Annotated in this window: 12 protein-coding genes; 3 read left to right on the forward strand and 9 right to left on the reverse strand. The window is 68.6% G+C overall.

Annotation, left to right across the window (positions count from 1 at the left end; translation table 11 throughout):
* The first annotated feature begins 88 nt into the window (after positions 1–88).
* Positions 89–520, forward strand: coding sequence for a nuclear transport factor 2 family protein (locus GNX71_RS11125; RefSeq protein ID WP_206178360.1), 432 nt, complete (start codon positions 89–91; stop codon positions 518–520).
* Here GNX71_RS11125 and GNX71_RS11130 read toward each other — a convergent pair whose 3' ends face one another.
* On the reverse strand, positions 521–1,660 hold the full coding sequence (locus GNX71_RS11130) for a DSD1 family PLP-dependent enzyme (protein ID WP_206178361.1): 1,140 nt from the start codon (positions 1,658–1,660) through the stop codon (positions 521–523).
* A gap of 11 nt (positions 1,661–1,671) precedes the next feature.
* On the reverse strand, positions 1,672–2,334 hold the full coding sequence (locus GNX71_RS11135) for an HAD-IA family hydrolase (protein WP_206178362.1): 663 nt from the start codon (positions 2,332–2,334) through the stop codon (positions 1,672–1,674).
* A gap of 72 nt (positions 2,335–2,406) precedes the next feature.
* Here GNX71_RS11135 and GNX71_RS11140 point away from each other — a divergent pair, with 72 nt between their 5' ends.
* Positions 2,407–3,324 (forward strand): LysR family transcriptional regulator, encoded by a 918-nt coding sequence (locus GNX71_RS11140; protein ID WP_206178363.1) that lies wholly within the window; start codon positions 2,407–2,409, stop codon positions 3,322–3,324.
* Positions 3,325–3,403: 79 nt separating this feature from the next.
* On the opposite strand, the gene GNX71_RS11145 is transcribed toward GNX71_RS11140, so the two are convergent.
* Both GNX71_RS11145 and GNX71_RS11150 read right to left on the reverse strand, forming a co-directional pair.
* Positions 3,404–6,136, reverse strand: a complete 2,733-nt coding sequence (locus tag GNX71_RS11145) for a DUF6351 family protein (protein ID WP_206178364.1) — start codon at positions 6,134–6,136, stop codon at positions 3,404–3,406.
* Between the two features lie 37 nt (positions 6,137–6,173).
* A complete protein-coding gene (locus GNX71_RS11150; RefSeq protein ID WP_206178365.1) occupies positions 6,174–7,184 on the reverse strand; it encodes a tripartite tricarboxylate transporter substrate binding protein in 1,011 nt (336 codons plus the stop codon).
* 230 nt (positions 7,185–7,414) lie between these two features.
* Here GNX71_RS11150 and GNX71_RS11155 point away from each other — a divergent pair, with 230 nt between their 5' ends.
* Positions 7,415–8,239, forward strand: coding sequence for an IclR family transcriptional regulator (locus tag GNX71_RS11155; protein WP_206178366.1), 825 nt, complete (start codon positions 7,415–7,417; stop codon positions 8,237–8,239).
* Positions 8,240–8,310: 71 nt separating this feature from the next.
* Here GNX71_RS11155 and GNX71_RS11160 read toward each other — a convergent pair whose 3' ends face one another.
* From GNX71_RS11160 to GNX71_RS11180, 5 genes are read right to left on the reverse strand one after another with little or no spacing between them, the layout of a single operon-like run.
* Complete coding sequence (locus GNX71_RS11160; RefSeq protein WP_241027226.1) at positions 8,311–8,676, reverse strand: DUF2845 domain-containing protein; 366 nt, start codon at positions 8,674–8,676, stop codon at positions 8,311–8,313.
* A 58-nt stretch (positions 8,677–8,734) separates the two neighbouring features.
* Positions 8,735–9,193, reverse strand: a complete 459-nt coding sequence (locus tag GNX71_RS11165; RefSeq protein ID WP_042580499.1) for a RidA family protein — start codon at positions 9,191–9,193, stop codon at positions 8,735–8,737.
* Positions 9,190–10,155, reverse strand: coding sequence for a transglutaminase family protein (locus GNX71_RS11170; RefSeq protein WP_206178368.1), 966 nt, complete (start codon positions 10,153–10,155; stop codon positions 9,190–9,192). Before GNX71_RS11170 ends, GNX71_RS11165 begins: the two co-directional genes overlap by 4 nt.
* Before the next feature lie 15 nt (positions 10,156–10,170).
* A complete protein-coding gene (locus GNX71_RS11175) occupies positions 10,171–10,992 on the reverse strand; it encodes a basic amino acid ABC transporter substrate-binding protein (RefSeq protein WP_206178369.1) in 822 nt (273 codons plus the stop codon).
* A gap of 36 nt (positions 10,993–11,028) precedes the next feature.
* Positions 11,029–13,791, reverse strand: coding sequence for a circularly permuted type 2 ATP-grasp protein (locus GNX71_RS11180; protein WP_206178370.1), 2,763 nt, complete (start codon positions 13,789–13,791; stop codon positions 11,029–11,031).
* Positions 13,792–13,803: the final 12 nt, after the last annotated feature.

The raw sequence follows: 13,803 nt of genomic DNA on the forward strand, positions 1-13,803 counted from the left end.
TGTCCTGCATCGCAATCGGTCATCGGCATGCACACCGCGGCCGGTGGGTGCCGCACAACAGGTCATCCCCCTGTTGAAAAGGACACCCATGACAGACGGCAAGGACCTCGCTCACTTCGAGCGATTCATGAAGCAGCGCGAGCAGGCCGCGCAAGCCTATGTGTGCGGCGATGCCGCGCCCCTGAGCGCGTTGCTCGCGCGCACCTCCGACGCCACTTTCTTCGGACCCGGCGGCGGGCATGTGCACGGCACCGAGGAGGTGGCCACGCGCTACACGCTCGACGCAGCCTCTTTCGGCAAGGGCAGCGAAAGCAGCTTCGAGATCCTCCAGATGGGCGCAGGCGACGGCGTGGCCTATTGGGTCGGTATCCAGCACGCCCAGGTGAACATGGAGGGCAAGCGCGAACCGGTGCCGATGGACCTGCGCGTCACCGAGGTCTTCCGGCGCGAGGGCGACGACTGGAAGCTGGTCCACCGCCACGCCGATGGCATGGCGAAGGACGCGCCGAAGAAGAACTGATCACCAGCCGTGGAAGCGGCCCCACGGCTGCAACACGCCGTCTTCGCCCAGCGCCTGGTATTGGGGAAATTGCGCGCCAGTCGCGCACGCGTGGTTGGGCAGGATGCGCAGGCGCGTGCCGATCGGGAAGCGCGTGGCGATGTCCGTATCGGGCGTGCCTTCGCGCGAGAGGATGCCGTGCTCCTGGTTCGCGCCGCCGAGTACGTAGCCGTCGAGCACCGCGCCGTCCAGGCCGCAGACCTGCCCGTAGCCGAAGTCGCGCTTCTGCTTCTGCGTGCCGCGGTCGCGGCTCATCGCCATCCAGCCCGCATCGACGATGGCCCAGCCCTTCTCGACCTGGTGGCCGATCACGGTGGTGAGCACGCTCAGCGCGATTTCGTCCGTGTCGCACACGCCGACGTTGCGCATCACGAGATCGAAGAACACGTAGACGCCTGCGCGCACTTCGGTCACGCCGTCTAGCTGCTCGGCCATCAGCGCCGTGGGCGTGGAACCCACGCTGACGACGGCGCAGGACAGGCCGGCATCGCGAATTCGCTGCGCGGCGCGCACGCAGCCGCTGCGTTCCTGCTCGGCCATGGCCTTGAGGGCTTCCGGCGTGTCGAGGTCGTAGCTGGAGCCGGCGTGCGTCATCACACCGGCGAGGTGCATGCCGCCGTCGTGCAGCACATGGGCAACTGCCAGCAGCACATCGTCGTCCGGGCGGATGCCGGAGCGGTGGCCGTCGGTGTCGACTTCGATCAACACATCAAAAGCCTCGCCGTTCGCGCGGCCGAACTCGGCAATGGCGCGCGCCGAGGCCACGCCGTCCGTGATGATCGACAGCGCGCAGCCGCGGCGGCGCAGTTCGAGCGCATGCGGCAGCCGGTGCGCCGCCATGCCCACGGCGTAGAGGATGTCGGTGAAGCCCGCGGCGAAGAACTGCTCGGCTTCCTTCAGCGTGGAAACGGTGATGCCCTGCGCGCCCGCATCGCGCTGTGCACGCGCCACGTCGATGCACTTGCTGGTCTTCACATGCGGCCGGAAGCGCACGCCGAGCGCGTTCATGCGCGCCTGCATCCGCGCGATGTTGTGCTGCATGCGCGGCCGCTCGACGATGGCGGCGGGCGTGTCGATGGTGGCGAGGGTGAGGGCGTTCATGGGGCGTCCGTTCAGGAAATCGATGCGAAGGATTGGAGCCAGGGCAAGGCGGGTGCGAGCGTCGGGGCTTGTTGCTCGGGCGGCGGCGCGCCATTCGGCAAGGCAAGCCCCACGCGGTTGTGCCAAAAGGTGCGCAGGCCCACGGCCGAGGTGCCGAACATGTCATAGCCCGAGCCGGCGACGAAGGCGGCGTCGCTGGCCTGCACGCCCAGCCGGTCGAGTGCCATGCGGTAGGGGCGTGGGTCGGGCTTGTAGAAGCCGGCTTCTTCCGAGGTGACGACCACGTCCCAGTCGATGCCGAGCAATGCCGCCGCACGATGGCCGAGCCGCTGCGAGCAGTTGGTGACCACCGCGAGCCTGCAGTGCGGTTTGAGCGCCTGCAGCAGCTCGCGTGCGCCGTCCCATGCGGGCAGCGCGTCCCAGTGGGCTTCGAGCGCGTCGGGTGCGGTGTCGGCCATGCCGGTGTTGCGGGCGGCGTCTTTCACCAGTTGCTCGTAGGGCACATAGGCGCCGCAGCCGTAGGTGAGCCGGAGGTATTCGGCGCGCCATGCGCGGCCCTTTTCCTCGGAACCTGCGGCGGCATTCCACACGGTCCAGGAGTCGAGCAGGGCGGTGAGCAGGTCGAAGAGCACGGCGCGCGGGTAGGCGCTGGCTGGAGAAACAGGGGCTTGCATGGTCACGGACTGTACGTTTCAAAGCCGTCGTTGTGCTTCAATGCGAACTCATCAATCGTTAAGCACAGATTAATGATCCAGATCGAGGACATGCAACTGGCGGCCGCTCTGCTGCGCGAACCGTCCCTGAGCGCCGCGGCACGCTCGCTCGACGTCACGCCGCCCGCGCTGTCGATGCGGCTGCGCAAGCTGGAGACCACGCTCGGCCTCTCGCTCGCCACCCGCACCGCGCGGCGCCTGAGCCTGACAGCCGAGGGCGAGCGCTTCGCACGCGAGTCTGCGGCACTGCTCGGACAGATCGAGGGCCTGCGCGAATCGATGCAGCGCGACGACCGCCGGCTCACCGGCACCTTGCGCATCGCCGCGCCCTTCGGCTACGGCCGGCAGTACGTGGCGCCGATGCTCGCGCGCTTCGCCCGCCTGCATCCGGGCCTGCGCATCCAGTTCGACCTGCGCGAGACGCCGTGGCCCGATCGGCACGATGCCGACGCGATCATCCACATCGGCACGGTGCGCGATTCGTCATGGGTTGCGCGCACGTTGAGCGCCAACGCGCGCTGGCTGTGCGCGAGCCCCGAGTACCTGCGCGCGCGCGGCACGCCCCGCGTTCCGCGCGACGTGATGGCGCACGACTGCATCGTCATCCGCGAGAACGACGAAGACGTGACGCTCTGGCATGTGCGCCGTGCCGCGAAGCCGAAGGCGCTTCGGCGAGCGGGTGCGCGCGAGACGCTGCGCATCGCGCCGGCCTTCGTCACCAACGACGGCAGCGTGGCCCGGCACTGGGCCGAGCAGGGCATGGGGCTGGTGCTGCGTTCCGAATGGGACGCGGCCGATGCGATCGCGCGAGGCTCGCTGGTGCGGGTGCTGAAGGACTGGGCGTTCGACAGCGCGCCGGTCGTCTTGCTGGTGCCGACCCGCAAGGGGCGGACAGCGCGCGTGCAGGCGCTGATCGAGTTTCTGGAGGAGAGCTTCGGCAGCTCGGCCTAGCTGGCCCGGTTCGGAGAACCGCCTCGCGGCGCTGCCGCCCGCGTCCGGCGAGCAGACGCGCAGCGGCAGGGCGAGTTTCTCAATGACTCAGTGGATGCCCGACCTTCATCTGGTTGACGCCGGTGATCTGGATCCAGGTGCCCGCCAGCGGTTGCTCTTCCAGGCCCGGCTTGGTGTAGTCGCACACGCCGCTCGCAAACACCGTCCGCAGCTTGGCGAGGTCCGCATCGCGCGCGCCGCCGGTCCAGCCCGGATTGCGCGCGGCGTAGCCGGCATAGTCGGCGGCATCGACCGGCCGGAACTGGCATTGCATCGTGCGCGACTGCAGCGGTTCACCGGCCTCGAAGCGCGGGAACGACGAGGCGGGGTACATCGCGTTGCAGCGCGACGGCGCCGAGCCGGTGCCCACGGTGCCGGCCGGCGACTTGCCGCCGTTGCCGTTGAGGAACACCGAGTTGAAGCCACCGAAGACCTGCGGCTCGGCAATGAAGTCGTCCGCCGCGCCGGGTGTGGTCGCGCCGAAGCAGCCGTCGACCAGGGTCGCGGGCTTGGTCTTGACGACCTTCACGGCGAGCGGCTCGGCCGACTTGTCGTTGGCCAGCGTGGTGAGCCACTGGTCCATCGCAAAGAAGGCCTTCTGCATCGCGCCGACGGTGCGCCCGGTCTTGGCCGGCCGCGGCGCCTGGATGGGCGTTGCGTGGTTGGCGTTCGGGTCCGGGTTGAACGCGGCGACGTTGGCCATGCCGTTCCACATGATGTGGTTGTCGAACTTCCCGGTCGCCGCTGCGATGCGGGCGCGCAGGATGTAGTGGAAGAACTTCAGGTGCATGTCGCCCGCGCCGGTGAACTCGTTGTTCAGGCCGTCCAGGTCGAGGATCGCGGTGGTCGCCAGGCCCGCGCCGCCGTACGCGATCATGCCGGTCTGGTAGGCCGCCTTGAGCGCGATGGGGTCGGGCTGCATGCGCGCGGTGCCCAGGTTGCCGTCGGGGTCCTGGCCGCCGATCTTCTCGTTCAGATGAATGAACTGCGCCATCGTGATCTGCCCGGTGTTCAGCGCGTTCAGGCCGAACTGCACGCCGGCATTGCCCGAGAACGAGCGCGCGAAGCCGGTGGCCGGATCGATGCCGAGCACGTTGCGGTTGTGGTCCGCGACGTTCGGGCGCAGGCCCGTGGGGTTGGCCGCCAGCAGGCTGACCGGCGGTGCCGGCAGCACGCCCATCGGTGCGCTCACGACCACGTTGGCCGGGCTGTACTTCTCGCTCGCGCCGATGATCGCGTTGAAGACCGAGCTGTTGCCGCTGCCGGCCATCACGTTGTCGCGGTCGCCCTGGTTGGCGGGGCGCAGCACTGAGTCGGTCCGCGCCGCCCAGAAGCTCGCCTGTTGGCGCATGCTGTGATAGGTCGAATAGCCCGAGGCCGCGGCGATCTCCGCGTTGCTCCAGTTCAGCAGCGTCGCATCGGCCGCGCGCTTGGCCGCGGTGGCGTTGTCGTAGGTCGGGTCATAGGGGCTGTTGGGCACCGGCACGTAGGTGCCGTTCTGCGTGGTGCCGTTCTTCGTGTGGTTGAGCTGGTAGTTGTAGAACAGCCGTCCCTCCATGCTCTGCGGGCCCGCGTTGTCCGGGAAACCGTTGAGCATCACGATGCCGTCGAGCAGGCCCGGGTAGGTGTCGGCGATCATGCTCTGCTGCATCGCCGAGCCGGAGCTGCCCCAGCCCATCGTGTAGAGCACCGGGCCGTTGGCCTTGATGAAGCGCTCCTTGACCATCATCATGGTTTCGGCCGAGATGATGTGGTTGCAGTTCTGCCCGAAGTAGTTGAGCGTGGAGTTCGCGACCGCGAAGCCTTTGCTCAGCGGCAGGTCGTTGAGCGCATTGAAGTCGCCCGCCGCACCGTTCGCCGAATTGGTGGAGCCGCCCACAGGGCCCAGCGAGCGACCCTGCACATACCAGCCGCCGCCGCAGCTCTGGCCGAAGGGGTAGACCAGCCGGCCGTTGAAGCCGCTCGGCGGATTCGTCGCGGTGGGGTTCGGGTTGTTGGCCGGATCGCCCAGCACGGCGATCTGGTAGATGCCGCGGTTGATCACGCCGGTTTCGAGCCGCACGATGTAGGGCACGCTCTTGCCGTCGAGCAGCGTCGTCTTCTCGACCGTGGCCGGCGGGTTGGCCGGGTCGTACTTCTGCCAGACGGCCGTGCCGTTCTTCGTGGCGTCGTGGTAGACCCAGTCGATGCGGGTGGGCGCGGCGCAGTTCGCGTCGGTGTTCGGGCCCGCCGTCAGCGTGGGGCCGCCGGGATAGATGTTGAAGGTGTCGGTCTGGCAGTGGAAGCTGCCTTCCTGCGGCGCATAGAGGATCGGGCCCTGCACCGGGTAGGCCGTCAGCTTCAGGCTCCCGCGCAGCTTCGAGGCGTCGCTCGCATCGCGCACCTCGATCGTGTTCTCGCCTTGCGCGAGGCCGGTCAGCAGGCCGAGCGATGCATTGCCGTTGGGCGCCTTCTTGAACTGGTCGGTCACGTCCTTGTCGTTGAGCACCACCTTCACGCCGGCAACGGCGTTGCCGTCGCTGGATGTCAGCTGGATCAGCGTGTCGTCGCCGCTGGTCATCTTCTCGGGGGAGGAGAGGCTTTGCACCGTCACTGCCGGCTTGTTGCCGGGGGTGTCGCCGCCGGGGCCATTGCCGCCGTTTCCGCCGGGCCAACCGGCCCAGCCGCCGCCACCACCGCCGCTGCCGCCGCAGCTGGCCAGCGCCAACGCCCCGAGCAGCAGCCCCGACGCGCGCAGCGATTGCTGCTTGATCCTTGTCTCTGTCTTTCTCATCTTCTTGTCTCCGGTGTTGTTGTTCAAAAAAACGATCTCACTTCGCCGCGAGGCCCAGCCGCTCGATCAGCTGCTTGTCCTTGGCATAGGTGTCGCGCGCCCATTTCGCGTAGTCGTCGCCGCTGCGGTACCAGGCGTCCTGGTTCAGCTGGTCCAGCAGCTCGATGTGCTTGGGGTCGTCCATCGCCTTGCGAAAGGCGTCGGCCAGGGCCTTCGCGACGACCGGGTCCATGCCCTTGGGTCCGGCCAGGCCGTAGGGCGAGGTCGACACCACGCCGTAGCCCAGTTCCTGCGCGGTGGGAACGGTGGGCCAGCGCTTGGTGCGCTTCTCGCCGAAGGTGACCAAGAGGCGCATCTGGCCGCCGTCGACGTACTTGTCCCAGCCGCTGGCGTCGCTCTGCGCCATCACGTGGCCGCCCAGCAGCGCCTGCTGCAGGTCGGCGTTGCCCTTGAAGGGAATGTGGTTCAGCGAGACCTTGGCGTTGATGGCCAGCTCTTCCATCAGCAGGTGCGGCGAGGTGCCCACGCCGGTCGAGCCGTAGTCGATCTTGCCGGGGTCCTTGCGGGCCGCCTCGATGTACTCGTTGAAGCTCTTGAAGGGCGAGTCGGCCCGCACCGTCAGGCCGAAGGTGTAGCCCGACACGCCGAGCAGGAAGGTGAAGTCCTTCAGCGGATCCCACTGCACCTTCTGCATGTGCGGCACGCGCAGCATGCCCATCGGGTACTGCGAGATCGTGTAGCCGTCGGGCTTGGCGGTGAGCGCCATGGTGCCGGGGCCGGTGGTGCCGCCGCCGCCCGGCTTGTTGTCGACGATCACCGGTTGCCCGAGGTGCTTGCCGGCCAGTTCGGCGAGCGCGCGCATGTGGCGGTCGGTCGAGCCGCCGGCGGGCCAGGGGCAGATCAAGGTGATCGGCCGGGTCGGAAAGGCTTGCGCGCGTGCCGGGCGCAGTGCCGCCAGCGCGGCGGCACCGGCCGCGGCGGCGAGTAGCGTTCGCCGCGACGTGGCGGAAGGCGTGAAGGGCGTGGAAGGGATGGGCCCGAGGGTCATGAAAGGTTCGTCCTTGAAAGCGTTTCTCGATGCGTCGACTCAAGGACTGTTCCTTCATATATTCCGATATGCGGAATATGAAATGCAGTCCCAATAAAGTCTAGGAGCGCGTGCTTTCGATGTAAACACCACTAAGGGATTCTCCCGTTCGGTAGAACCCTGAGGCGCAGCGTCGATGGAAAATTACCAGCAGCGGTATATATTCCGTAGAACGGAATAAGGAGACAACCTTGGGCAGAAAACGAAACGCCGCGAGTTCGGCCGATGCCGACGACGCGACCAAGGACCCGCGCTTCATCGCCGCGTTGGCGCGCGGCATCGAACTGCTGCGCGTGTTCAAGCCGCAGGACCGTTGGCTGAGCCACCGCGAGATCGTCCGGCGCATCGCATTGCCGCCGGCCACGGTGTCGCGGCTGACCTTCACGCTGACGGCCATGGGCTACCTGAAGCACCGCGAGGACGTGGGCGAATACGCCCTGAGCCCGGCCGTGCTCGGCCTGGGCTTCTCGATGCTCGGCAACTTCGACATCGCCCGCATCGCGCGCCCGACCATGCAGGCCTTGGCCGACACCTGCCAGGCGGCCGTGTCGCTGGGTGCGCGGCACGGCCTGGAGATGATCTACGTGGCGCACAGCCGCAGCACGGCGCGGCTGATCCTGGGCCTGGACGTGGGCGCGCGCCTGCCGATCGCGCGCACGTCGATGGGCCGCGCGGTGCTGTGCGGCATGTCGCCGGACGAGCGCGCGATGCTCATGCAGCGCATGGCGCTGGCCGAGGGGGATGCATGGCCCGCCGTGAAGGCGCGGCTCGCGGAGGTGCAGGCGCAGTACGACAGCTGCGGCTTCGTCACGACCGAGGGCGAATGGGACCCGTCCATTTCAGCGGCTGCCGTGCCGGTGTCGCTCGGTGATGGGCGGACCTTGCTCGGCCTGTCGGTCGGCGGCGCGTCGAGCTGGCTGCATGGCAAGGCGCTGCGCGAGGAGGTGGGGCCGCTGCTGGTGCAGGCGGCGCACACGATCGTCTCGGCGATCCATGCGGCGGACTGGAAGGACTGACCCGGCTCAGCTTTTGTCGGTGGACATCGCCGATCAGCGCGAGCGCTTGCGCAGGGTGCGCAGGCCCGGGTTCACTGCACCCGGTCCCCGTCGCGCACCGACTCGACCGCGCCGTTGTAGAACCGCACGATCCCGAGGAAGTTGCCCTGGCCGCGGTGGTAGGTCCAGTCTTCCATCGGGATGCATTGCTGGCTGATGATCTGCCGCGTCCCGCCGCCGCGTGCGCCCGGCGTGACGATCACTTCGACCTGGGGCCTGGGGACGCAGACGATGTCCTTCAGGACCGGTTCGCCGCATTTGTTGAGAACGGAGAACTTCGATTCGCCGACGCCTGCGAGAAAACCTCCGCAGCTGAGCGATTGCGCGGACGCGCCGCCCGAGTGCAGGGCGGCGAACAGGAGCGCAGCCGAGGCGACGGTGCGCGGGACGATGTTCATGGCTTTGAAGGCTTCAAAAAAAAGCCCCGACCGGCGGGGCACTTTTTCTTCTGCCGGATCAGCCGACTTCGGCGATCAGCTCGATCTCGACGCAGGCGCCCATCGGCACTTGCGCCACGCCGAAGGCGCTGCGCGCGTGCGCGCCCTTTTCGGGGCCGAACACTTCGGCGAAGAATTCGCTCGCGCCGTTGGTCACGAGGTGCTGTTCGGTGAAGGTGCCGACCGAGTTCACGAGGCTCATCACTTTGACGATGCGCTTGACCTTGTTCAGGTCGCCCACGGCCGCGTGCAGCGTGCCCAGGAGGTCGATGGCGATGGCGCGTGCGGCCTGCTTGCCTTCCTCGGTGGTGATGTTCACGCCGAGCTGGCCGGCCCAGACCTTGCCGTCCTTCTTGGCGATGTGGCCCGACAGGAACACGAGGTTGCCGGTCTGCACGAAAGGCACGTAGGCGGCGGCGGGGGCCGAGACCGGGGGCAGGGTGATGCCGAGGCTGGAAAGTTTGTCGTAAACGCTCATGGAAGCTCCTTGTCTTGGGATGTCGATTGTGTCCGGCTTTGCGGCGCCAGCTCGATCACTTCCCCCACCGGCTGCACGGTCACCCCGACGCTCAGCGTGTGCCTTGCGCCGCCATGGAGTACGCCGCGCATCGGCGAGACATCGGAGTAGTCGCGGCCGATGGCCAGCGTGACGTAGTCCTCGCCCGGCTGGCGGCCATTGGTGGGGTCGAAATCGGCCCAGCCGCCGGCCCCGGCGCCGTCTTCGCTCTCGCCGGGCAGGTACACCGACACCCACGCGTGCGAGGCATCGGCGCCCACGAGGCGCGGCTGGCCGGGCGGCGGTTGCGTGAGCAGGTAGCCGCTCACGTAGCGCGCGGGCAGGCCCAGGGTGCGGAAGCACGCGATCATGATGTGCGCGAAGTCCTGGCACACGCCCTTGCGCTGGGCCAGCGCCTCGACCGCGGGGGTGTTGATCTCGGTGCTGTCGGCGTCGTAGTCGAAGTCGCGGTACATGCGCTCGGTGAGGTCCATCGCCACGTCGAAGGTGGGGCGCCCGGGCACGAAGCTCGCGCGCGCGTAGGCCGCAAAGTCGTCGTGGCGCGGCACGTAGGGCGAGGGAAAGACGAACTCGGAGGCCGCATCGAAAGTGGCGTCCTTGCGGAAGCGGAAGCGCTCGCGCACGGTCTCCCAGGGCAGCTCGCGGGCGATGGCGTCCGAGAGCACCGGCACCGAGGTGTCGACAACGCTCTCGGCCGTGACCACCAGCCGGTCGTGCGTGGCTTCGAGCGCGAAGAAGGCGCGGGTGTTGCCGTAGACATCGGGCAGCTCGCCGCGCTGCGCCGGCGGCGGATCGATCGTGAGCAGGTGGCTCACGAGCCGCTGCGAACCGGTGGCCAGCGGCTTCAGGTGGGCCAGGTGCTGCGCCGTCTCGACCGGCGGCGCGTACTCGTAGCGGGTTTCGTGGGTGACGTGCAGCAGCATGGCGAAGCCGGTGATTTACTTCGACGCGGCGCCGAAATGCGACGCGTAGATCTTCGCGTAGGTGCCGTCGGCCTTGATGTCCGCAAGGCCCTTGTCGATCTTCGCCAGGAGCTCGGCATTGCCCTTCTTCACCGCGATGCCGTACTGCTCGGACGGAAAGTTCGTATCGCTCACCGTCTTGAAGCCGCCGCCGGCGTTGTTGGCCAGGTAGTGCGCCACCACGCCGTTGTCGGCCACCACGGCCTGCACGCCGCCGGCCTCGAGTTCCTTGAGCGCGAGCGGGGTCGACTCGAAGCGCTTGATGGCGGTGTTCGACTTGCCCAGCAGCTTGCCCACCACCTCGTCGCCGGTGGTGCCGTTCTGCACGCCGACCTTCAGCGTCTTGATGTCGTCGAACTTCGCGACGGGCGAATCGCTCTTCACCGCGATGAGCTGCCTGGCCTCGAAGTAGGGCTGCGAGAAGTCCATGGTCTGGCGGCGCTCGTCGGTGATGGTGATGGACGACACCAAGAGGTCGCGGTCGCCCTGGTCGAGCGAATTGAAGATGCCTTCCCACGGCGTGTTGACGAACTTCACCTCGATGCCGGCCTTCTGCGCGACGGCCTTCACCACGTCGATGTCGAAGCCCACGACCTCGCCCTTTTCATTCTGCGATTCGAAGGGCGCGTAGGCCGCGTCGGTGCCCACGACCAGCACGCGCGCTGCGGCGGGCGGCGGTGGTGCCGAAGCGGCCGCGGGCGCGGCGGCTTCCTGCTTGCCGCAACCGACGAGCGCAAGGCCGACAAGAAGTGCAGCAGCGGTCAGCGTGAAGCGGCGGTTGATGGCGATGCCTGACATGGAAATGCCTCCTTCGAAATATCGTTGTGGAATCGATCACGCGCCGACGGAGCGCAGCGATTCGGATGTGAGCGTGAAGTAGCGCGTGCCGATGGCGTCCGACACATGGTAGGCCGCGGTTTCGCAGTTGGCGAGCAAGTGGACCAGCGCGGGATAGTCCGCATCCGGTCCGGCGGCGCACAGGTGCTCGAGCGTCCAGCTGGCCGGATCCGGCAGCTCGTAGGACAGCGCGGTGAGCTTGCCCGGCGCGCTGCCCGCGAGCCGGGCGATGCGTCCGCGCAGGGTCTGCGTGACCCAGGCCAGCGAGCGCGGGTTCTCCGCATCGAGCACCAGCAGGTCGACCAGCGTGGCGACGTCGCGCCGCTGCTGGTAGCGCGCGTGGAAGGTGATGGTGCTGTCGAACAGCGCCACCATCGCCTCGAAGCCGCTGACCTCGTGCACCGCGCCGTTGTCGAAGCCGACTTCGAGCGCATTCGACAGGAAGCCCAGCCGCTCGATGTGGCGGCCGATGGACAGCAGGCGCCAGGCGTCGTCGCGCGTCATGCGGTCGGTCTGCGCGCCGGTCATGGCGGCCAGCGCGGTGCTGGCGGATTCGAGTGCGCGCAACGCGGCGCTGGCGGCAAAGCTGCCTTCTCCGGCCTGCTCGGCGGCGCGGCGAAGGAAGTCGGCTTCGGCACGCACGATCTGGTTCCAGTTGTCCTGCGAGAGCCGCTCGCGCACCGCGGCCGCCGCCTGCCGGATGCAGCGGAGGCTGTAGCCGACGCTGCCGCCCCCGTCGACGTCGCCGAGCTCGGCCACCAGGGCACGCTCGAACACCCGGCGCGACTGCGGCGCGCTTGGCGCCTCGGCCGGCACCAGCGCATTGCGCACGGCCATGCGGTGCAGCCATTCGAGCAGCGGTCGCGACGACTGGTCTTCGCCGCCCAGCAGGTTGAGCGTGAGGCGCGCCAGGCGCACCGCGTTCTCGGCGCGCTCGGTGTAGCGGCCGAGCCAGAACATGTTCTCCGCGGCGCGGCTGGTGACCGGCGCGCGGTGCCGCGCGAGCGAGGCCGGCGTGGCGTGTGGCTGCAGCAGCGTGGTGCGATCGACCTCGCCGTGCGTCTGCACCCACACGTCGGCACTGCTGCCGCCGCGCTGCATCGAGGCGATCTGCGCATCGGCGCCCGCAAGCCGCGCGAGGCCGCCGGGCAGCACGCGCCACGACTGCGCGCCGTCGCTCACCGCGAACACGCGCAACAGGGCCGCACGCGGCGCGATGTGGCCGGGGCCGAGGTCGCTGGCCCAGGTGGGGATCTGCGACAGCGGCAGGTAGCTCTGCACCGTGTGGGCGTCGCCCTCGCGCACGATGCGACCGGCCCACTCGTCGAGTTCGCGACGCCCCAGCTGGCTGCCGAGCACCGCATCGAAACTCACGCGGCCGTCGATGCCGGGGTAGGTGGGCTTGATGAAGCAGTCGCCCAGTTGCGGCAGCACCGCCTCGAGCGCGGCGCGCTCGCCGCACCACCAGGTGGGCAATGCCGGCAGCTTGAGCTTCTCGCCGATCAGCCGGCGCGCAAGGCCCGGCAGGAAGCCGAGCAGCGCGGGCGATTCGAGGAACGCCGAACCCGGCATGTTGGCCACCAGCACGTTGCCCGCGCGGATCGCCTGCAAAAGGCCGGGCACGCCGAGCGTGGAATCGGGCCGCAGCTCCAGCGGGTCGAGGAACTGGTCGTCCAGGCGCTTGATGAGGCCGTGCACCGGGCGGAGGCCCTGCAGCGTCTTGAGGTAGAGCCGCTGGTCGCGCACCGTGAGGTCGCTGCCCTCGACCAGCGTCACGCCCAGGTAGCGCGCCAGGTACGCGTGCTCGAAGTAGGTTTCGTTGTACGGGCCGGGCGTGAGCAGTGCGATATGAGGCGGCACGCCGGCCGGGCACATGCGCTGCAGGCCGTCCATCATGGCGCTGTAGGTGGCGGCCAGGCGCTGAACATGCAGGGCCTCGAAGGCCTGTGGAAACTGCCGCGTGATCGCCAGCCGGTTCTCCAGCAGGTAGCCCAGGCCCGAAGGTGCCTGGGTGCGCTGCGACACCACCCACCAGTTGCCGTCGGGGCCGCGCGCGAGGTCGAAGGCCGCGATGTGCAGCCAGGTGTCGCCCGGCGGTTTCACGCCGTGCAGCGCGCGCAGGTAGCCCGGATGGCCGCGCACCAGCGCCGGCGGAATGAGTCCTTCGCTCAGCAATTGCTGCGGGCCGTAGACATCGGCCATCACCCGGTCGAGCACGCGCACGCGCTGCAGCACGCCGGCCTCGATCTGGCTCCAGCTCTCGGGCGAGACGATCAGCGGGAACAGGTCGAGCGACCAGGGCCGCTGCGGACCGTTGGTGGCGTCGGCGTAGACGTTGTAGGTGACGCCGTTGTCGCGGATCTGGCGCTCGAGGCTGACCGCGCGGCGCGGCAGGTCGTTGAAGCCGCCCGGGCCGAGCTGTTCGAAGAAGGCGTTCCAGGCGGGGGTGAGCGGTGGGGTGTCGCCGGGAGCAGCCGGCTGCTGCGACTGCGATTGCGATTGGCTCTGGGACTGCGATGCGGAAGATTGGGATTGCGATTGCGTGGCTGCCGGGCGTTCTGCTGCCGCGTCGTACAGCAGCGGGGCACTTGCGGCCGGGGCCGTACCCGGCGGCCCGGGTCGAACAGGCGCCGCCGGCCTGGCCTCGCCACGCAACTCATCGAAGTGGCCGGGCAGTGCGGCCGGTGCGAGCGCCGACGCCAGGGCCGCTGGAAACTCCAGGGCCTGGGCGTCGAACAGGGATTCGTTCAAAGGTTCCACAGGTGGGGGATT

Origin of the sequence: Variovorax sp. RKNM96 (genome assembly GCF_017161115.1) — a bacterium.
Lineage (GTDB): Bacteria > Pseudomonadota > Gammaproteobacteria > Burkholderiales > Burkholderiaceae_C > Variovorax.